General features: G+C 53.8%; 21 protein-coding genes and 1 tRNA gene. 12 read left to right on the forward strand and 10 right to left on the reverse strand.

The window, feature by feature from the left end; translation table 11 throughout:
* Positions 1 to 59: 59 nt before the first annotated feature.
* The 5 genes from GQF03_RS16110 (at position 60) to GQF03_RS16130 (ending at position 4,570) form a co-directional block, all read left to right on the forward strand.
* Positions 60 to 1,460 (forward strand): nitronate monooxygenase, encoded by a 1,401-nt coding sequence (locus GQF03_RS16110; RefSeq protein ID WP_161340289.1) that lies wholly within the window; start codon positions 60 to 62, stop codon positions 1,458 to 1,460.
* 109 nt (positions 1,461 to 1,569) lie between these two features.
* Positions 1,570 to 1,989 carry an iron response transcriptional regulator IrrA gene (gene irrA / locus GQF03_RS16115; RefSeq protein WP_161340290.1) on the forward strand — a complete coding sequence of 140 codons (420 nt, stop codon included), beginning with the start codon at positions 1,570 to 1,572 and terminating at the stop codon, positions 1,987 to 1,989.
* 121 nt (positions 1,990 to 2,110) lie between these two features.
* Positions 2,111 to 2,530 carry a rubrerythrin family protein gene (locus tag GQF03_RS16120; RefSeq protein WP_161340291.1) on the forward strand — a complete coding sequence of 140 codons (420 nt, stop codon included), beginning with the start codon at positions 2,111 to 2,113 and terminating at the stop codon, positions 2,528 to 2,530.
* Between the two features lie 88 nt (positions 2,531 to 2,618).
* Positions 2,619 to 3,956 (forward strand): heterodisulfide reductase-related iron-sulfur binding cluster, encoded by a 1,338-nt coding sequence (locus GQF03_RS16125; RefSeq protein WP_161340292.1) that lies wholly within the window; start codon positions 2,619 to 2,621, stop codon positions 3,954 to 3,956.
* A 14-nt stretch (positions 3,957 to 3,970) separates the two neighbouring features.
* A complete protein-coding gene (locus tag GQF03_RS16130) occupies positions 3,971 to 4,570 on the forward strand; it encodes a DUF3501 family protein (protein ID WP_161340293.1) in 600 nt (199 codons plus the stop codon).
* Positions 4,571 to 4,579: 9 nt separating this feature from the next.
* Here the strand turns inward: GQF03_RS16130 and GQF03_RS16135 are convergent, their stop codons facing one another.
* Positions 4,580 to 5,077, reverse strand: coding sequence for an SH3 domain-containing protein (locus tag GQF03_RS16135; protein ID WP_206375919.1), 498 nt, complete (start codon positions 5,075 to 5,077; stop codon positions 4,580 to 4,582).
* Between the two features lie 182 nt (positions 5,078 to 5,259).
* Here GQF03_RS16135 and GQF03_RS16140 point away from each other — a divergent pair, with 182 nt between their 5' ends.
* Together GQF03_RS16140 and GQF03_RS16145 are read left to right on the forward strand one after the other, a co-directional pair.
* Complete coding sequence (locus GQF03_RS16140) at positions 5,260 to 6,246, forward strand: 2-hydroxyacid dehydrogenase (RefSeq protein ID WP_161340294.1); 987 nt, start codon at positions 5,260 to 5,262, stop codon at positions 6,244 to 6,246.
* 63 nt (positions 6,247 to 6,309) lie between these two features.
* Positions 6,310 to 6,942, forward strand: coding sequence for a trimeric intracellular cation channel family protein (locus GQF03_RS16145; RefSeq protein WP_161340295.1), 633 nt, complete (start codon positions 6,310 to 6,312; stop codon positions 6,940 to 6,942).
* Between the two features lie 66 nt (positions 6,943 to 7,008).
* Here GQF03_RS16145 and GQF03_RS16150 read toward each other — a convergent pair whose 3' ends face one another.
* From GQF03_RS16150 to GQF03_RS16170, 5 genes are all read right to left on the reverse strand, one after another.
* The gene (locus tag GQF03_RS16150; RefSeq protein ID WP_161340296.1) at positions 7,009 to 7,620 is read right to left on the reverse strand and encodes a VPLPA-CTERM sorting domain-containing protein; all 612 of its coding nucleotides are present in this window, start codon (positions 7,618 to 7,620) and stop codon (positions 7,009 to 7,011) included.
* Between the two features lie 360 nt (positions 7,621 to 7,980).
* On the reverse strand, positions 7,981 to 8,610 hold the full coding sequence (locus GQF03_RS16155) for a MarC family protein (protein ID WP_161340297.1): 630 nt from the start codon (positions 8,608 to 8,610) through the stop codon (positions 7,981 to 7,983).
* An 80-nt stretch (positions 8,611 to 8,690) separates the two neighbouring features.
* Positions 8,691 to 11,549 (reverse strand): DNA polymerase I, encoded by a 2,859-nt coding sequence (polA, locus tag GQF03_RS16160; RefSeq protein WP_161340298.1) that lies wholly within the window; start codon positions 11,547 to 11,549, stop codon positions 8,691 to 8,693.
* A 34-nt stretch (positions 11,550 to 11,583) separates the two neighbouring features.
* Positions 11,584 to 11,763, reverse strand: coding sequence for a zinc-finger domain-containing protein (locus tag GQF03_RS16165; protein WP_161340299.1), 180 nt, complete (start codon positions 11,761 to 11,763; stop codon positions 11,584 to 11,586).
* A gap of 17 nt (positions 11,764 to 11,780) precedes the next feature.
* Positions 11,781 to 11,945, reverse strand: coding sequence for a hypothetical protein (locus GQF03_RS16170; protein WP_161340300.1), 165 nt, complete (start codon positions 11,943 to 11,945; stop codon positions 11,781 to 11,783).
* 45 nt (positions 11,946 to 11,990) lie between these two features.
* On the opposite strand from GQF03_RS16170, the gene GQF03_RS16175 reads away from it, so the two are divergent.
* From GQF03_RS16175 to GQF03_RS16195, 5 genes are all read left to right on the forward strand, one after another.
* Entirely contained in the window at positions 11,991 to 12,878 is an 888-nt protein-coding gene (locus GQF03_RS16175; RefSeq protein ID WP_161340301.1) for an AEC family transporter, read from the forward strand.
* Positions 12,879 to 12,920: 42 nt separating this feature from the next.
* Positions 12,921 to 13,871, forward strand: coding sequence for an ABC transporter ATP-binding protein (locus GQF03_RS16180; RefSeq protein WP_161340302.1), 951 nt, complete (start codon positions 12,921 to 12,923; stop codon positions 13,869 to 13,871).
* 77 nt (positions 13,872 to 13,948) lie between these two features.
* Positions 13,949 to 15,139: a metal-dependent hydrolase family protein gene (locus GQF03_RS16185; protein WP_161340303.1), complete on the forward strand. Its 1,191-nt coding sequence runs from the start codon at positions 13,949 to 13,951 to the stop codon at positions 15,137 to 15,139.
* A 105-nt stretch (positions 15,140 to 15,244) separates the two neighbouring features.
* A complete protein-coding gene (locus tag GQF03_RS16190; protein WP_161340304.1) occupies positions 15,245 to 15,436 on the forward strand; it encodes a hypothetical protein in 192 nt (63 codons plus the stop codon).
* A gap of 83 nt (positions 15,437 to 15,519) precedes the next feature.
* Positions 15,520 to 15,596: transfer RNA gene (locus GQF03_RS16195), tRNA-Arg, on the forward strand.
* A gap of 208 nt (positions 15,597 to 15,804) precedes the next feature.
* Here GQF03_RS16195 and GQF03_RS16200 read toward each other — a convergent pair.
* The 4 genes from GQF03_RS16200 to GQF03_RS16215 form a co-directional block, all read right to left on the reverse strand.
* On the reverse strand, positions 15,805 to 16,878 hold the full coding sequence (locus GQF03_RS16200; protein ID WP_161340305.1) for a hypothetical protein: 1,074 nt from the start codon (positions 16,876 to 16,878) through the stop codon (positions 15,805 to 15,807).
* Positions 16,875 to 17,150, reverse strand: coding sequence for a hypothetical protein (locus tag GQF03_RS16205; protein ID WP_161340306.1), 276 nt, complete (start codon positions 17,148 to 17,150; stop codon positions 16,875 to 16,877). The genes GQF03_RS16200 and GQF03_RS16205 overlap by 4 nt, the downstream gene beginning before the upstream one ends.
* 261 nt (positions 17,151 to 17,411) lie before the next feature.
* The gene (locus GQF03_RS16210; protein WP_161340307.1) at positions 17,412 to 18,029 is read right to left on the reverse strand and encodes a hypothetical protein; all 618 of its coding nucleotides are present in this window, start codon (positions 18,027 to 18,029) and stop codon (positions 17,412 to 17,414) included.
* Between the two features lie 117 nt (positions 18,030 to 18,146).
* Positions 18,147 to 18,800 (reverse strand): DUF4286 family protein, encoded by a 654-nt coding sequence (locus GQF03_RS16215; protein WP_161340308.1) that lies wholly within the window; start codon positions 18,798 to 18,800, stop codon positions 18,147 to 18,149.
* Positions 18,801 to 18,818 lie beyond the last annotated feature (18 nt).

The raw sequence follows: 18,818 nt of genomic DNA on the forward strand, positions 1-18,818 counted from the left end.
GGCTGCCATGCTCTAAGTGTTAGGTTAGTACTTAGGTATGTAGCCATGGGAATGATTTCGTGAAGCCGTTAAATCCAATTTTGTTGTCCGGCAAGGAAGTCCTGCCTCTCATCGAGGGCGGGAAAGGGATTGCTGTGTCTTCGGGACAGAGCTCCGGCGCCTGGGCGGCCGCGGGCGGCGTCGCGACTTTTTCCGGCGTCAATGCCGACAGTTTTGATGATGACGGCAATATCATTCCGCAGGTCTATCATGGCCGGACACGCCGTGACCGCCATGAGGAATTGGTCGCCTATGGCATCCGCGGCGGCATAGCGCAGGCCCAGATTGCCCATGAGCTGGCGGGCGGCGACGGCCGGATTCATATGAATGTGCTTTGGGAGATGGGCGGCGCGGAACGTATTCTGCATGGCGTTCTTGAAGGAACGAAAGGCCTCATTCACGGCATCACCTGCGGGGCGGGCATGCCCTACCGGATTGCGCAGATCGCCGCCGACTACAAGGTCCACTACTACCCGATCATCTCGTCGGCGCGCGCCTTTCGCGCGTTGTGGAAGCGGGCTTACTACAAATTCTCCGAATGGCTTGGCGGCGTCGTCTATGAGGACCCCTGGCTCGCGGGCGGTCATAACGGGCTCAGCAATGTCGAGGATCCGCTGAAGCCGGAAGATCCCTACCTCCGGGTTGCCGACCTGCGCAAGCTGATGAACGAGATCGGCCTTGACAAGGTGCCTATTATCATGGCCGGCGGCGTCTGGCATATCGACGAATGGGAGCATTGGCTGGACAATCCGGAAATCGGGCCGATCGCATTTCAGTTTGGAACGCGTCCGCTGCTGACCAAGGAAAGCCCGATATCCGATGCCTGGAAGAAGAAGCTCGGCACCCTGAAGAAGGGCGATGTCTTCCTCAATAAATTCAGCCCGACAGGATTCTGGTCGTCGGCGGTGCGCAACGAGTTCCTGGACGAGTTGAAAGCCCGCTCCGAGCGTCAGGTCGCCTTTTCTCATGAAGCGGTTGGCGCCCACGACACCGCCTTTGGCATCGGCGCGCGCAAACGCGAAGTGTTTCTGACGGCAGAAGACAAGGCACGCGCGGAAGCTTGGGTCGCCGAGGGCTATACCGAGGGGCTTAAAACCCCGGACTCAACCCTGATTTTTGTAACGCCGGAAAAGATGGCGGAAATCCGCAAGGACCAGATCGACTGCATGGGTTGTCTGTCCCAGTGCAAATTCTCCAACTGGGCGGAAGGCGAGAAAGGCAATACGGGCCGGAAAGCCGACCCCCGGAGCTTCTGCATTCAGAAGACGTTGCAGGATGTCATCCATTCAGAAGCGAATATCGAGAATAATTTGATGTTTGCCGGGCATGGCGCATACCGCTTTGCCAGCGACCCGTTTTATGCGAACGGTTTTATTCCAACGGTTAAACAGCTTGTTGAACGCATTATGACCGGAAAATAGACGAAAAATCGGTGGAATCATTATTGCAGATTTGAATTATTAAAATAAATACTATATATTTGCGATAAGGCTTCTTATTGGAAGGGGCCGGATTACAAGAGTGTGCCCGATGACGCAGTCAGATTTTGTTGAATTGGAGAAGAAGCTGAGAGACGCCGAGTTGCGTCCGACCAAGCAGCGCCTGGCGTTGGCACAACTGCTGTATTCTCAGGGCAATCGCCATATCACGGCGGAGCGTTTGCACAGCGAAGCCATGGAAGCCGGTGTCGCGATTTCACTGGCGACGATCTACAACAACCTGCATCAATTTACCACCGCCGGCCTTCTTCGGGAAGTTGTGGTGGATTCCAGCCGCTCCTATTTCGATACGAATGTCGCGCCGCATCATCATTTCTTCCATGAAGAACAAGGCACACTTGAAGATATCGCGAAGAGCGATCTGACAGTCGCCAATATTCCGCCGCTGCCCGAAGGGACCGAAATCAGCAGCGTCGATGTAATCGTCCGGGTCAATTCGCCGCGGCGCTAATTTTTCTTCTTTAGAAGAATTCTAATCTATTGACAGCCCTTTTCCCTGGACCTATATTGACTGGGTAAACCTGTTCATCCTCGAACAGACTCATTCCAATCTCTCATTCCAGGAGGACTTCATGTCTCTAGCGGGAAGCAAAACCGAAAAAAATCTGAAAGATGCCTTTGCAGGTGAATCCCAGGCAAACCGCCGTTATCTCTATTTCGCGCAGAAAGCCGACGTTGAAGGGTACAATGATGTTGCAACGGTTTTTCGCTCGACTGCGGAAGGCGAGACCGGCCATGCGCACGGTCATCTGGAATATCTTGAAGCCGTCGGCGATCCGGCGACCGGCCTGCCGATAGGCGCAACCTCCGCCAACTTGAAAGCGGCCATTGCCGGCGAAACGCATGAGTATACGGATATGTATCCGGGAATGGCGAAAACCGCGCGCGAAGAAGGCCATGACGAAATCGCCGATTGGTTCGAAACTCTCGCCAAGGCAGAGAAAAGCCACGCCGGCCGTTTCCAGAAGGCTCTCGATAATCTCGACGATTAATCCGCCGGATCACGATTTTCGTTTGACGGGGTAGCGGATTACGTAATTCGCTACCCCTTTCCAAATCACCTATATTCAGGGGAATATTATGCGCGAAGGAAGCCTTGACGCGCCGACACGGCATATCATCGACTGGAACAATCCCGATTTCTATGACGAGCAAAAACTGGACGAGGAACTTCGCCGGGTTTTCGACATCTGTCATGGTTGTCGGCGCTGCTTCAATCTTTGCGATTCCTTTCCCCGGCTTTTCGATCTGATCGACGCCTCGGAGACGGAGGAGCTCGATTCCGTTTCGTCGGAGGACTTCAAGCCCGTCGTTGACGCCTGTACGCTGTGCGATATGTGCTTCATGACGAAATGTCCCTATGTGCCGCCCCATGAATTCAACCTTGATTTTCCGCATCTCATGCTGCGCTACCGCGCCGTTGAAAAGAAGAACGGCAAGGATAAATTCGTCAGCCGCGAACTTTCCAAGACCGACCGGAACGGAAAGCTGGCCGCCCCCGTTGCGCCACTTGCGAACTGGGCGACCAATACATCCAATAAAATGACCCGCGGCATTATGGAGGCTACTCTCGGTATCGATAAAAACGCCGCCCTGCCGAAATACCAGTCGAAAAGCCTGGTGGCCCGCGCAAAAGAGGCGCCGCTGGAGATCAACAAGGATGCCCCGGCTTTTGGCCGGAAAGCGGTTATCTACGCCACCTGTTTCGGCAATTACAACAATCCGGCGACCGGCGAAGCCACCCGCAAGGTTCTCGCCAAGAACGGCATCGAAACGGAAGTCGTCTATCCGGGATGCTGCGGCATGCCGCTAATGGAGCAGGGGGATCTTGCGGGCGTCGTCGAGAACGCGAAAAAGGTCTCGGCCGAGTTGGGCGGCTGGATTGACAAGGGCTATGACGTGATCGCTCTCGTCTCCTCCTGCGCGCTTATGCTGAAGTTCGAATGGCCCCTCCTCGCCCCTGGTGATCCCGCCATCGAAAAGCTTTCCAAGGCGACTTTCGATGTTGCGGAATATGTCATGGAGTTCGCCAAGAAGGAAGGTATGGCCGATGGCATGCAGCCAATCGGGGACAGCATGGCGGTGCATCTTGCCTGCCACGCCCGGGCCCAGAATATGGGCGCGAAAGGGGCAGAAATCCTCCGCCTCATCCCACAGGCCGAGGTCACGGTGGTCGAGCGCTGCTCCGGCCATGGCGGGTCCTGGGGGATCATGAAGGAAAATTTCGAGACGGCTATCAAGGTCGGCAAACCGGCGGCGCGGACCGCGCTGAATTCAAAAGCCAAATATATTGCCTCGGAATGCCCGCTGGCGGCGGAGCATCTTTTGCAGGGAATAGAAAAACTTGATGCCGGCGCAGCACCGGAAAAAACCGCGCTGCATCCGATTGAACTATTGGCCAAAGCCTACGGCCTCTGAGAGGAGAAACTGTTATGACAGCACTTAAGAAACGTGAAATCACGCCGGAAGATATCCTGCCGGTTGCTGACTATCAGAAGATCCGCAAGGAACATAAACAGAAGCTGATCCCGATAAAGAAAAACCGGCGGGTCGAAATCGGTCCCTTCGCCACTTTCTATTTCGAGAACTACGAAACGATGTGGTCGCAGATCCAGGAGATGCTCTATATCGAGCAGGGCGGCGACGAACAGCTTGCGGACGAGCTTGCCGCCTATAACCCGCTCATCCCGAACGGATCGGAACTGGTCGCGACCTTCATGATCGAGATCGACGACCCGGTGCGTCGCGATTTCATGCTGCGCCAGTTAGGTCATATAGAAAAAACGATCTATCTGTCGATTGGCGGGGAGAAAATCTACGCCGTGCCTGAGCAGGACGTCGAGCGGACGACGGACGATGGCAAGGCCTCCTCCATCCACTTCCTTCATTTTCCCCTGACGAGCGCACAGAAAGCGGCTTTCAGGGACCCTTCGGTCGAGCTTCAGCTGGGGGTGGAACATGAAAATTACGGCCATATCGCCCTGATCAAGGGGGATACCCGGACGGCCCTTGCCGAAGACCTTAGCGACTAGGACAGGCCGTCAGCGGATTTTCTCGTTCTCGTAAACGCCATAGAACTGGCTGGCCAGGAGCCAGCCGGTGAGCCCGGCAATCTCGATCTCGCACCAGCGACCGTCACATTCGTTCAGCTTGCCGACGACGCCGGGCTCGGCAAGAAGCACGACCGGGCTCTTCTCATCCGGCTCTTCATAGACGGCCCGCAAATCGCCCGTGATGATAAGCGTGCGCCGGTTGCTTACCAGGTTTCGGTGAACCCAGCCGATCGATCCATCGATATCGCGGATTTGACGCCAGAGCTCGTATTCCTCGATAATTTCCACCGGCCAGCCGCGCCGGACAAAAACCCATTTGATGGGATAGCGCGTTCCGGGCCCGGCGCGCACATTTACCTTGTCGGAAGAGAGCGAAACGAAACGCGGCAGCGGCAGCCCGGTTTCCGACCCCGTGGACGCCGCCAACGCCTGCATCGGGACAAGGACCAGAAGGAAAAAACTAAATAGATAGATGCTGCGCTTCAAAGTGCCATTACCTTTAAATGTAAGCGGAGGTCGTCCATCTTATGCCGTGCGGGAGGCCCCTTGGTCAAGTCCGCAAAAAATCTCCGGCCATTATCCCAAGGTCGCAATTGTATCCATCAACGCTATCTGCTAGATAAAGTCTGTTGGTCTTGCCGAAAAATCAGGAACAAGAGAGTCATCCTATGCCGCAGAAGAAACCCGTAGTTGTCGTCACGAGAAGGCTGCCGGACGTTATCGAAACCCGTATGATGGAGTTATTCGATACCCGGCTGAACCATGACGACACGCCGATGACTCAAAGCCAGCTGATCGAAGCGGTCAAGATGGCCGATGTCTTGGTCCCGACGGTTACCGATAAAATCGACCTGGGCGTCTTGAGCCAGACGAATCCCAATCTCAAACTCATCGCGAGTTTCGGGACCGGCGTCGATCATATCGATCTTGCGACCGCGCGCCAGCGCGGCATCACCGTCACCAATACGCCGGGCGTACTGACGGAAGATACGGCGGACATGACGATGGCGCTGATTATGGCGGTGCCGCGGCGGCTCACGGAAGGGGAGCGTCTGATGCGCTCCGGCAACTGGAATGGCTGGTCGCCGACAAGCATGCTCGGTCACAGGATCTGGGGCAAGCGTCTCGGCATCATCGGGATGGGCCGGATCGGTCAGGCCGTCGCGCGGCGCGCCCGGGCTTTCGGGCTTTCCATACATTATCACAACCGGAACCGCCTGCCGGACTATGTCGAGAACGAACTGGAGGCGACCTATTGGGAAAGCCTCGACCAAATGCTGGCCCGGATGGACATTGTTTCGGTCAACTGCCCGCATACCCCGGCGACGTTCCACCTCCTGAATGCACGGCGCCTCGCGTTGTTGCAGCCCTCCTGCTACGTGGTCAACACGTCCCGCGGGGAGGTTGTCGATGAGAACGCGCTGACCCGATTGCTGCGAAATGGCAAGATTGCCGGCGCCGGGCTTGATGTGTTCGAGCATGAGCCGGCGGTCAACCCCCGTCTCTTGGAACTCGATAACGTCATTCTGCTCCCGCATATGGGGTCGGCCACGATTGAGGGGCGGATCGATATGGGTGAGAAAGTGCTGATCAATATAAAAACATTCATCGACGGCCATACGCCTCCGGATCGCGTTCTGCAGGCAATGCTCTGATTTCGGAGGTCTTGCTCTTTCATTTTTTCTGACGGATGATGCGCCTTTCAAGTGAGGGGCGCCATGTTTGCAGAATTTATCACGATACTCGACCTTGTCGGGGTGGCGGTTTTCGCCGCGACAGGAGGCCTGGTCGCCAGCCGCAAGGAAATGGACCTGATCGGCTTCGGCATGATGGCGACCTTTACGGGCATCGGCGGCGGTACCCTTAGGGACATCATTCTCGACCGACCGGTATTCTGGATAAACGATCAGCGGTATCTGCTGGTTTGCCTTGCAATTGCGGTGCTGCTCTTTTTCTTCGCCTCCCGCGTTCAGAAACGCTACGTGATGTTGATCTGGGCCGACGCCGCCGGTTTGGCGGCCTTCGCCGTCATGGGGGCGGAAATCGCCCGCGAAAGCGGGGTAAGCCCGTTGGTGGCAATCATTCTCGGTATGGCGACCGCGACGTTCGGCGGACTGGCGCGGGATCTGGTCGCAGGTGAAATACCCTTGCTCTTGAAACAGGAGGTTTATGCGACGGCGGCGCTATTGAGTGCCGCCACCTATATCGCCGCCATTACCTATTTGGATACGCCCCGGCTGAATGCCGCCTGCCTTGCAATCGCGATCGGGTTTGGCCTGAGGGCGGGCGCGATTACCTTTGGCTGGTCCCTGCCGCGATACAGACAACGGGCGGGACGCATTTATAAATGATCGCGTTGACATAAAAAACGGCGGCTTCGAAAAGCCGCCGTTCCAATAGGAGTATGCAAATTGGTGTTAGGCTGCAATCGCTGCGGATTTGCGACGCTTGCGCCATCCAAGGAAGCCGAGTGCGGCAAGACCCGCGCCATAGAGCGGCAATGCGGCGGGAAGCGGCACGGCGGAAACCGAAATATTCCCATATTCAAAGGCGTTGCTGCCTGAATTAAAGCGGATTTCATCGAAAACACCGGTTGCCATGACGGTGGCGACAATAAAGCCGAGACCCTTGTTAACGCTGTTCAACTGGGCGTCATCACCATAAAGGGAATCTACCCAGTTACCCTGATAGTAGAATTCCAGGCCATTATAGTTGTCGACAGACCCCCACAGAAAATCGACCGCATAGTAACCTTTGTCGAAAACGTAGGACGCATAGGCATCCGCCTGTACAGCGGTGTAGGTACCAATGCCGTCAAGGGCCGTTCCCTGCCAGGGAGACCGATATTCGTTCTTAACCGATGTTGTGAGATTCTGCAGAACCGTCCCAACCGTAGAGGTCGGAGCGGGCACGCCTGTATCGGCAACCGGCAAGTCAGTTGTCCAGGAGACAACGGCTGATTGCGCCGGCGCGGCAAACACAAGTGCGAGCCCCGCCACCGCTATAAATGATTTAACATGTTTGATCATAATATTTTTACTCCTACTGCAATCTTAATTCGTCGAATTGCGAAAATCTTAAAATATTTCGCCCGGCGGCAGAAAAATATACCTGCACTACAGCGATTTCTGTCCGCCCCTTACCTGCGCAAAGGACTTACATCTTCTCCAATGCCATGAAAGTGACAATTTAGCGCCTAAATGTCAACAAAATTCACCTAGGATTTGCATAAAATTTTATGAAACTTCTTGCAATCCTGCGGAAACATTGATCTTTCCTCTGCCCTTCAATCGAATTTCTATGCCGTTGATATAGTTAATTTTTTTAAATAAATGGTTAATTTTTTGCGGGAATTGATTCTCTTGCGATGGGACATGCGACCGGCGGCATCAGCCTAACAGCCCGCTATCGCGAATACCGTTGAATATGAATTGAACCGCCAGTGCCGCGAGAAGGACGCCGACAACGCGGGAGATCACATGAAGGCCCGTCACGCCGAGCAGCTTCTGCACCTGGGTTGCAAGAAGCATCAGCAGAAAGGTCAGCAGTATCATGCCAACCAGAACGCCGATGACTATCGCCGTATGGACGGTGTCGCCTTTTGCCTCCGCCACCAGCAGCACTGCCGCGCCGATGGCGCCCGGCCCGGCGATGAGAGGGGTCGCCAGCGGAAAGACGGAAACATCCTTTTTTCCGCGCGCTTCCGCTTGTTCCTCATCCGTCGGCGTCGTGCTGCCTGAATCCCGGGCGAACACCATATCGATGGCAATCAGCAGAAGGAGTATGCCGCCGGAGGCCTGGAGCGCGGGAAGGGTAATGCCGAAACTGGTGAGGACCGCCTTGCCAAAAAGCGCAAAGAAGAAAAGAATGCCACCGCCAATCAGCGATCCCTTGAGCGCCATCTGCCGTTTTTCCCGCGCCGAGGCATTCACCGTCAGCGCCGCGAACAACGCCGCCACGTCAAGCGGGCCAATCGTCGCAAAAAAGGTTGTAAAGGCGATCAGGGCGATTTCCAGCATGAGGCTCCCGGCAAGAAGGCATTATTTACGGCATCCTAGCCTTCATGCTCCGGCTGGGCAAGCAGGCCGGGGCTGGCCCGTTAATGCGCTTCGCCCCAGTTATCGCCAATCCCGGCATCGACAGTGAGCGGAACGGAAAGCTCCAGCGCCGGAAGCGCCGCGCCCTCCATCACGGATTTAACGACAGCGACCGTTTTCTCGACCTCATCTGCGGGCACTTCGAAAATCAGTTCGTCATGCACCTGAAGCAGCATACGGGCCGACAGTTTCTCTTCGTTCAGCGCATCCGGCAAACGGATCATTGCCCGCTTGATGATATCGGCGGCTGAGCCCTGGATCGGCGCGTTGATGGCGGCACGCTCCGAGAAGCTTCGCCGGGCGCCGTTCTTGTCATTGATCCCGGGAAGATGGACCTTGCGACCGAAGAGCGTTTGCACATAGCCATGCTCGTGACAGAAACTTTTTGTCTTTTCCATATAATCGCGGATGCCCGGATACTGGATAAAATACTGATCGATATACCCCTGAGCTTCCGTTCTCGAGACGCCGAGCTGCCGCGCGAGACCGAATGCGCTGATCCCATAAATAATCCCGAAATTGATCGCCTTGGCGGAGCGGCGCATCATCGGATCCATGCCCTCAATCGGCGTGTTGAACACCTGCGATGCCGTCTTCGCGTGAATATCAAGGCCCTGCTCGAAGGCCTCCTTCAGGGACTGGATATCGGCGATATGGGCCAGCAGGCGCAGTTCGATCTGCGAATAGTCGGCGCTGATCAGCTTGTTGCCCGGTTCCGCGACAAACGCCTCGCGCAGCTTGCGCCCCTCTTCCGTGCGGACGGGGATATTCTGGACATTGGGCTCGCTGGAAGCCAGGCGCCCGGTCGATGCCGCGGCAAGCGCGAAGGATGTATGGATCCGCCCGGTCCGGGGATTGATCTGGCCTTGCAGCGCGTCGGTATAGGTGCTTTTCAGCTTCGAAAGCTGCCGCCAGTCGAGCACTTTCTGCGCCAGTTCAACCCCGTCCGCGGCCAGACCCTCCAGCACGTTGACGTCGGTCGTATAGGCGCCCGTCTTCCCCTTTTTCGCCCCTGAAAGCCCCATTTTATCAAACAGGATCTCGCCAAGCTGCTTCGGCGATCCGACGTTGAATTCCTCTCCCGCCAGATTGTGGATTTCCTTGACCAGATCTTCCATGCGGGCGCCGAAATCCGACGACAGATGGCTGAGGAGCTTGGCATCCACCCGGACGCCCTCCTGCTCCATCTGGGCGATAACCGGCACGAGCGGGCGCTCGATCGTCTCGTAGAGACTGACCGCTTTCGCCTTTACCAGTTGGCGTTTCAAATGGTTATGCAATCGGAGTGTGATATCCGCATCTTCCGCCGCATATTCCGTCGCCTTGTCGATCGGGACTTCAGCGAATGTAATCTGCGATTTACCGGTACCCGCCACCTCCTTGAAGGAGATCGGCGTGACGCCCAGGTGAAGCTGGGCCAGTTCGTCCATGCCATGGCCGTGAAGCCCGGCATCCTGGCAATAGGACAGCAGCATCGTGTCATCGATCGGCGCGACCGTGATCCCCTCCTGCGCCAGAATGACCTGATCATATTTTATATTCTGGCCTATTTTAAGGACACCGGGATCCTCCAGAAGCGGCTTAAGCGCCTTGATGACGTCCTCTTTCGGGAGCTGGCGCGGCATGTCATCGGCCTGCCCTTCCGCAGCGCCGTCAAAATCGAATCCGCCCTGTGCCTTTTTGCTGACATGCCCCACCGGAATGTAGCAGGCGCTTCCCGGATGGATGGAGAGCGACACTCCGACCAGCGACGCCTGCATGGCATTCAGGCTGGTGGTTTCCGTATCGACCGCAACATGGCCGACGCGCTCCGCCTCCCTTATCCAGGACTTTAGCGCGTCCATGTCAAGAATTGTCGTATAGTGAACCTCGTCGACCTGGGGCACGCCGTTTTCCTCCGGCGGGTCATCGTCGGGAAGCGCCGCCACTTCGTCCCGAAACCCCTCGCCGAAAAATTCCATCACCCGCCCGGTGAGCTGCTTGAATTCATTCTCTTTAAGGAAAGCGATCAGGTCGGCCGGCTTCGGCATTTCGACCGTCAGGTCCATGACATCGATATCAAGATTGACATCAGTCTTCAGCGTCACGAGATCACGGCTGACACGGGCCAAGTCGGCATTCTCAATCAGTTTTTCGCGCCGGCCCTTTTGCGGGATCTCTTCGGCGCGCTCAAGCAGGCTGTCGAGATCACCGAATTCATTGATCAGAAGCGCCGCCGTCTTGATGCCGATACCCGGCACCCCGGGAATATTATCGACGCTGTCGCCCGCCAGCGATTGCACATCAATCACCCTGTCCGGGCCGACGCCGAATTTTTCTTCCACCTCGGCGACACCAATTTCCTTGTTTTTCATCGGATCGAGCATGGTGACATCCCCGCCGACAAGCTGCATCAGATCCTTGTCCGACGACACAATGACGCATTCCATCCCCTTGGCGCGCGCCTGCGCGGCATAGGTCGCGATAATGTCGTCCGCCTCGAACCCCTCCTTCTCGATGGCCGGAACATTGAAGGCCCGGGTTGCCTCCCGCACGAGGGGAAACTGTGGGATCAGGTCCTCTGGCGGCGCGTCGCGGTTCGCCTTGTATTCGGGGTAAATCTCGGAGCGGAAAGTTTTCCGGCTCGTGTCGAATATGACCGCGAGATGGCTCACCCGGCCGTCGGCCTGGGTGTCCTGGATCAGCTTGAACAGCATGTTGGAGAAGCCGAGAACCGCGCCGGTAGGGGTTCCATCGGATCGAGACATCGGGCGCCGCCCGCGAATCATCGCGAAATAGGCGCGGAAAATGTACCCCGATCCGTCAACAAGATAAATCCTGTGCTTCTGGTCTGGATCGCCTGTGACGTCCGGTTCGGTCATACCGCCTCGCTTTTCGTATAATCGTCGCGCAGCCTCAGTGACCGCCCGCGGCTTTTGCGCCCGCCTTCAACACATAGAGCCGGCTGCAATAGGGACATTCCACCTTGTCCTTGTCCCCCATATTGAGAAAGACACGCGGATGCCCGAGGGGGCCTTTGCCACCATCGCAGGCAACTTTCGGGCTATCAACTTCAATTGTCTCAAACGCTTGCATAAAGCCGTCTCACTTCTTCAGATGGTCATCGCAGATTGCCGGACACGAGGCTTTTCGCGACCATCCGGCACGGCATGGATGATATCGATTGCAGCCGATGACGCAACCGAGAAATGTCGCCGCGCGGCGCTTTCTGCCCGCCCGCCGCTCTCCTCGCCGGATAAAGAATATATTGTCAGCATACCATGCTGCCCTTACGCTGGGACCGGGCGTGAACAGGGGGGAATGTGGAAGCACTGTTTTTTCATGTCAGCAACGTGCTGGTTCCGGTGCTGCTTTGTATTCTGGTTGGCTATGCTCTCGCCCGGTTCCGCAAGCGGTTCGATACCAAAACCGTCGGCGATGTCGTGGCGAATGTCGGTTATCCGACGCTGATCCTCTCGCATCTCACCGAGAACCACATCTCGTTCGGTGAGTTTCTCGATGTCATGGCCGCCGCGGCCGTGATGATCGCCGGATTTACCCTCATCGGATATGCCTTTCTCAAGATCATCCGGCGGCCGGTGCGCGCTTTTCTGTCACCGATGATGTTGAACAATGTCGGCAATATCGGCCTGCCGATCAGCCTGCTGGCCTTCGGCAGCGACGGCATGGCCATCGCCCTTGCGGTTGTCGCCGTGGTAATCGCCGGTATTTTTACGGTCGGCATGTGGCTTCCCATTGGCAAGGTATCGCTGACCGACCTGATCCGCCAACCGGCGGTCTACAGTGTGGTTATCGCCCTCCTCCTCATGGGAACAGGGACCAGCCTTCCGGGTCCCATCGCCGCCTGTTCCAAGATTCTGGGCGGCCTTGCCGTTCCTCTGATGCTGCTTACGCTTGGCTATACACTTGCCACTCTCCGGGTCGAGGGCATGATCACCGGCCTCTATCTTGCGGCCTTTCATATTGCCATGGCCGGCGCTGTCGCCTATATGATCGTGTGGCTTTTCGGTTTTACGGGCACGACGCGCGGAGTCTTCATTCTGATGTGCCTGATGCCGGCGTCCGTCGCCACCTATCTTTGGGTTGAGCGTTACCAGAATGAACATGCATCCGACGTTGCCAGCTTCATCATGGCGTCAACGTTGCTGACCATTCTGGTCGTACCGCTCGCCCTCACTTACTGGATTTAGATCGGTAGCGATCCAACAATAAATACTGAAGAAAATAAAAGAATGACTGAAACAGCGCCGTCAACGCCTGCCCTGCAAGTTCGGGATCTGGTGAAAATTTACAAGGTCAAGGGCCCGGGTCCCGACAAAACCGCGTTGAAGGGCATTAACCTCGACGTCAAGCAGGGATCCTTCTTTGGTCTGCTCGGGCCCAATGGCGCCGGTAAATCGACCCTGATCAACATCATTGCCGGGCTTGTCAACAAGACAGGCGGCGAAGTGCGCATCTGTGGTTTCGACACGGAAAAAGACATGCGCGCCGCCCGAAGCGCCATCGGCGTCGTGCCACAGGAACTCAATCTCGACGCCTTTTTCACGCCGCGCGAAGTCATGGAATTTCAGGCGGGGCTTTATGGCGTGCCGAAATCAAAACGCCGCACCGACGAAATCCTTGCGGCCATGGGCCTGACAGACAAGGCGGATGTCTACGCCCGGACGCTGTCCGGCGGCATGCGGCGGCGGCTTCTGGTCGCCAAGGCCATGGTCCACAGCCCGGACGTCCTGATCCTTGATGAGCCGACGGCGGGCGTGGATATCGAATTGCGCCAGCAACTCTGGGCCCATGTCAAAAAGCTCAATGATGAAGGCACGACAATTATCCTCACCACTCACTATCTGGAGGAGGCGGAGGAGCTTTGCGATACCATCGCCATCATCAATCATGGCGAGGTGGTTGCCTGCGAGCCAACGGAAGACCTTCTTGGCCGGCTCGATATGAAAAATGTCTGCCTGGTTCTCGGTCATGACATTTCCGAGGTACCGCCGGGTTTGCGGAAATTCAACGCCACCCTCTCCCATGGCCGCAGGATCAATATCGCCTACCGGCCGAGCGAGACGGAAATGGCGAAGATCCTGAAGGCGGTGACGGAGGACGGTCTTGACATTGTCGACCTGACCACGGAGGAGCCCGACCTCGAAGATGCCTTCCTGCAGATGACGTCGGCACGGCAATAAAGTCTCGATCCGCGCCCTGTATTGCGTTATCTTGTGGCAAATAGTTTGCGGTCAAACAAAAATCATAGGCGAGACAAATGACGACGACTTTATATTCTGGCGGTCATGTATTTGACGGCGTTGACACCCTCCTTGAAAATCATGCGGTGCTGGTTGACGGCGATACCATCAAGGATGTCGCGCCTGCCGAGAAATATGCGAATTACCAGGGGACGCGCGTTGATACCAGCGGCGGAACACTCATGCCCGGCATTGCGGATTGCCATGTGCATCTGGTCTATAAGGGCGAAGCCGACCCGCGCGGCAGCATCGAAGGGGTCAATCCCGGCGAAATCACCCTCCGGGTTCTCGAAAATGCCCAACTCTCGCTTAAATCGGGCATCACCTCGGTTCGCGATTGCGGCGGCCGCGACTATCTGGAGTTTCCGGTGCGCGACGCCTGCAACAGCGGCCGCCTCTTCGGTCCGAACATCATGGCATCGGGCAAAATGATCTGCATGACCGGCGGCCATGGCAATAAAAACGGCCGGGTCGCGGACGGTTGCGATGAGGTGGTGAAAGCGGTCCGCGAGCAGATACATGCCGGCAGCGACCTGATCAAGATCATGGCAACTGGCGGCGTCATGACACCCGGCGTCAATCCGGAAGATGCCCATTATTCGGCCGAGGAAATGCGCGTCGGCGTCGCCGAGGCAAGCCGTTTTCACAAGACGTCCGCAAGCCATGCGCAGGGCGCGGAAGGGATCATGAATGCGGTCCGCGCCGGCATCACCTCGATTGAACATGGCATTTTCATGAACCAGCAATGCCTGGACGCAATGATGGAACGGGGGACCTATCTTGTCCCGACCCTTGCCGCCGTCCAGAACATTCTCAATAACGCCGACAAGGGCATCGCCGCCTATGTTGTCGAGAAATCGCGCCGCGTGTTCGAAAAGCACAAGGAAAGCTTCAAGATGTTCTACAAGGCAGGCGGCAAGATCGCCATGGGAACGGATGCGGGCACCCCCTTCAACCTCCATGGCGAGAATGCCATGGAAATGGCCTATATGGTCGATTGCGGCATGACGCCCATGGATGCCCTGAAAAGCGCGACGTCCGTCGCCCACAGCCTGATGCAATTCGAAGATCGCGGCCAGATCAAGAGCGGATTCAAGGCAGATCTCCTGATTGTCGACGGAAATCCGGCGGAGGATATCCTGATGGCGGCCGCCAAGACAAACCACCGGATGGTCGTCAAGAACGGCCGGAAGGTGGATTTCCCCTGAGATCTGGTGGTCTCTGACGATTTTTTCGCAGAATTGATTGGCATCAAACGCGATCCGGACTACCTATTGTATAAGGGAACTGTCATGTTCGGAAAGGAGTGTTTCATGTCAATGAAATCGGACTTTGAACGTATTCAGGAAAAGAACCTGCGTCGCCGTCAGCGGGAGGAGGGAGAGAAAAACCTTAGAAAGGGCCTCGCCGATCCGCATGAAGACGATCTCATGATTACCGTGACCGCCAATCGCGAGAGAGCGGAAAACCGGGAAAAGATTGATCAACTGAAGCGCAACCGCTGACAGTCGGCGCCAAATGGGCAGGGCGGCGCCCTAAAATCGTTGCAACCGCAGACCGCTTGGGCTATAGCAGGGACTTCATCTCAGCACCCGTAGCTCAGCTGGATAGAGCGCTGCCCTCCGAAGGCAGAGGTCACACGTTCGAATCGTGTCGGGTGCGCCAATCTTTTCAATGGGTTAGATTATTTTAGTGTATTTGATGTTGTTGTCAGCAATCAAATAGCAATCAAATTTGATGATTCTTAACTTAATCTATTTTCATTGATATTTTCTGACTGCTAATTGGGATTTCTGCCGCGATTTACGCAAATCCATATGTCAGAAAGATTAGATTTATGTTGAAAAAATAGCAGCGTTTGTCGCCAGAACAATCAAGTTAAGAGGCTGTTTTTAGTCAAATATGTAGTGACGGAGAATATAAGCCCTCCAAGCACCAACATCAATCGCCCAATATCCCTTTGAGATATCATTGCTTGAGATTCTCCGTCTATTCTTACTTTTATAGCCTCAATTGGAGCACTATAATCATGGATCCCCTTCTCACTAACATAGCAATCTTGTAGTACGAAATTGTAAACATTAGTATAGACAAAATAGCCCTGCGTATCCCTTAATATTTTTAAAATTGGAATTCGCACCATATAAATATTTAGATAATTCATAGCTGCTAAAATTAAAAATCCGGCAGCGGACAAGAGTCCAAGTAAGGGCCAAATATTATTATATATAAAATTTGCGGTCTTTTGATTACTCTCCGGTAGATTAGTTAGAGTTACTATAAACAAAGATGCAGGAACAATGTATAATACAATAAGGATGAATATAATAAATATAGTTTTGGCGTAATTTCTTGACGCTCTATTTACATTAAAATCACCGATCATTTCAAAACAGGTTTTTCTTTTTTTCATTTGTTGTTGTCGAATTTTCAAGATCGCCAAGACAGCGTTATCACCGCGATGTTTCTTAGAATCCCATTCAAGATTTCCTATATTTTCTACCAGCTTTTCCAATAAGGATTTTAGTGATAAGTTTCGTACAATATAGTCTGCTGGAACTCGTATTTTAACTGGCTGGCTTTCCAAAAATTCTCGATCCGGTTGCGCGAAGAAAGACTTGGGCCGCAATCCGTGGAAATCATGATTGTGACCAAGTTTATTTTCTTTCACAAAGTCTGATATGTGCTTTGCAATTCGATCTGCAATACTCGATTTGATCTCTAGGTCGGAAAAAATAACGATAGTAAATAGGCCATCTAACTTTTGCTGAAAGCCTACCCTAATCGAAGTATCCCTTTCCAAGAGTCCTTCACAATTACACTTTTCAAATTCTTCTTTGATTTCTTGTTTCGAAAGTTCAGTTGCTCGATTTTTAACGGGTATATTTCCAATTGGCACGCTACCAACGGGCCGCCAACCCAAGTATGCGTTAAAATGCCTGCTCATTCAAATGAGGGTATGCTCTTAAAATACCGAAAAAAATTGGTAAAATTTGTTGGCTCGACGTAAATTTCGCAATCTTCCTCGATTGGTTGAACAAGTTTCAATGCCGCAAGTCTATAAACCAATTGTTTATCACTGTCGGACAGATCGTAAAATGAAACTCTGTTATTCGAAATATTTTGTAAAAAAAGCTGAAGTTCCTCCGACAAGTTGCTGTCAAATTTGACGCCTTTTCCCACTTTCTCTTCAAATCTTTCTTCTAGCATAGCGATCATTTGCCTTCCCCTTACTACTTATAATAGTTGTTATAAGTCGCATAAACATAATATACCTTTTGCTATCTTTATAAAAGTTTAAACTAAAAAATTGCAGAAATGTGCGGCTGGTTACAACCTCGCTGTTAAATATCGGCAAGAATCCTTTTGAATATATTCCAGATGAAGATGCCAACGGTCAGCATTTTTCGGAAGTGAATAGCATGCGGTTAAGCGAATAAATTCAAACACACATCTGACCAATTTTTTCCCAAGCAGATTTCAAAACCCAATCCTAAACCGCTGTGCGGCCATCGCGTTGCAGCGTCGCTCATAGCTCTCGCATTTTGCCTGCAATTTCTCGTAAGTTTTCCAGTGCATTCCTTTGGGTTTTTCGGGAAACCACTCATCAATGCAGGTGCTACCGCCAAGCCGACGGCGGATAGCTTGCGCTTGCGATAGATACCGGAACATCGGACTTTCCTGCTGGCTGGTGTATCCGAGCCTGTAGGCCGATCTACTCGCAAACAGGTTGCCACCTGGAGGAAGATGTAGTTTTGCCACCCTGGAGCCATTTGCGGGGCATACAAACCACCAGCGCAGGCCGCCATAGTGAGGGCAGGTCACCGTCAATCGAACCTTGTAATCCTCTGGCGTTCCATCGTGCCGATAGTGCAGCCGCACCCACGCCGCATACGGATCGATCAGGTCCGCTTCATAGCTAATGCTTGCCCGCGCTTCATCTGTGTGGTTATTCCACCAGGTGAGGGAACCTCTAACATGCTTTCCCGGAATAATGGCCTTTTCCCGAAGCAGCTTGAACAAGTCCAACGTCAAGCCGTCTTCTACAACCGTTTTCTTGCTCCACCGATACCACGTACCGGAACCATCACCACCCAAAATCCACCCGATTGTTTTTCGTCGAAATCATTAGGAAATTTTACTATAAATGGCGGATTTCTGCACCGCTTTTCATCTAATAGTGCGTAGTATTAGATTAAAAATCTAACCACAAACCTAGTCAATATCTTCTGATCGAAGTTCCCAGATCAAATGGAAGATCTGATGCCCATTTGGATCCAATCCAAGAGTTTCAGAAAAGAACTGGATAACATTCTGCAAAGCAGCATAATTTGTTGCATCTATGATAAAGACTACCTCTAACTTTCTATTCTTAATTTCTTCCGATGGCAGTGGAGTGGAAAGCTTTGGGTCCGGTTCAAGACAATGGATTCGCAGAACGTTGTCGATTTTAAGTACATTTGCAACGTCATCAAAACAAAAGCTCATATCCAACCGTGACGCAGGGAACCGAATTAGTGCAGCGAACGAGGCCACTCCAAAACCTTGGTCGAACGGAACATTCATCACACGGCGATTAGTATTTATCATCCGAGAAAAACTCTGCAGTGACCAATCTGTCTGATTGCTAAATGCTTCGCGATATTTCTCCGACGTAAAGACATCAATACTCCGCGCTCGATATATCGCTAGATACTGAGGCCCATTGCCAGCAATAGATTTGTATCTTCTGGCCCATTGAAATCCGGGAATAGCACAACGCTCTTCCATATGTTCGCGATCATACCACCGATTGAAATCGTCTTCAAAAAGCGGATCGATATCTGTGGCAATGAAAAGTTCTGCAGGCAATGAACGACTATCACTCATTATCTTGCTCCATATGTA

The organism is Sneathiella chungangensis (assembly GCF_009882935.1).
Classification (GTDB): domain Bacteria; phylum Pseudomonadota; class Alphaproteobacteria; order Sneathiellales; family Sneathiellaceae; genus Sneathiella; species Sneathiella chungangensis.

Coding starts and splice junctions, on each gene's coding strand:
- GQF03_RS16125 (WP_161340292.1), top strand. CDS start 2,619: ATGCGCGAAGGAAGCCTTGACGCGCCGACACGGCATATCATCGACTGG.
- GQF03_RS16145 (WP_161340295.1), top strand. CDS start 6,310: ATGTTTGCAGAATTTATCACGATACTCGACCTTGTCGGGGTGGCGGTT.
- GQF03_RS16180 (WP_161340302.1), top strand. CDS start 12,921: ATGACTGAAACAGCGCCGTCAACGCCTGCCCTGCAAGTTCGGGATCTG.
- GQF03_RS16150 (WP_161340296.1), bottom strand. CDS start 7,620: ATGATCAAACATGTTAAATCATTTATAGCGGTGGCGGGGCTCGCACTT.
- GQF03_RS16185 (WP_161340303.1), top strand. CDS start 13,949: ATGACGACGACTTTATATTCTGGCGGTCATGTATTTGACGGCGTTGAC.
- GQF03_RS16190 (WP_161340304.1), top strand. CDS start 15,245: ATGTCAATGAAATCGGACTTTGAACGTATTCAGGAAAAGAACCTGCGT.
- GQF03_RS16200 (WP_161340305.1), bottom strand. CDS start 16,878: ATGAGCAGGCATTTTAACGCATACTTGGGTTGGCGGCCCGTTGGTAGC.
- GQF03_RS16155 (WP_161340297.1), bottom strand. CDS start 8,610: ATGCTGGAAATCGCCCTGATCGCCTTTACAACCTTTTTTGCGACGATT.
- GQF03_RS16120 (WP_161340291.1), top strand. CDS start 2,111: ATGTCTCTAGCGGGAAGCAAAACCGAAAAAAATCTGAAAGATGCCTTT.
- GQF03_RS16205 (WP_161340306.1), bottom strand. CDS start 17,150: ATGATCGCTATGCTAGAAGAAAGATTTGAAGAGAAAGTGGGAAAAGGC.
- GQF03_RS16170 (WP_161340300.1), bottom strand. CDS start 11,945: ATGCTGACAATATATTCTTTATCCGGCGAGGAGAGCGGCGGGCGGGCA.
- GQF03_RS16165 (WP_161340299.1), bottom strand. CDS start 11,763: ATGCAAGCGTTTGAGACAATTGAAGTTGATAGCCCGAAAGTTGCCTGC.
- GQF03_RS16215 (WP_161340308.1), bottom strand. CDS start 18,800: ATGAGTGATAGTCGTTCATTGCCTGCAGAACTTTTCATTGCCACAGAT.
- GQF03_RS16140 (WP_161340294.1), top strand. CDS start 5,260: ATGCCGCAGAAGAAACCCGTAGTTGTCGTCACGAGAAGGCTGCCGGAC.
- irrA (WP_161340290.1), top strand. CDS start 1,570: ATGACGCAGTCAGATTTTGTTGAATTGGAGAAGAAGCTGAGAGACGCC.
- GQF03_RS16130 (WP_161340293.1), top strand. CDS start 3,971: ATGACAGCACTTAAGAAACGTGAAATCACGCCGGAAGATATCCTGCCG.
- polA (WP_161340298.1), bottom strand. CDS start 11,549: ATGACCGAACCGGACGTCACAGGCGATCCAGACCAGAAGCACAGGATT.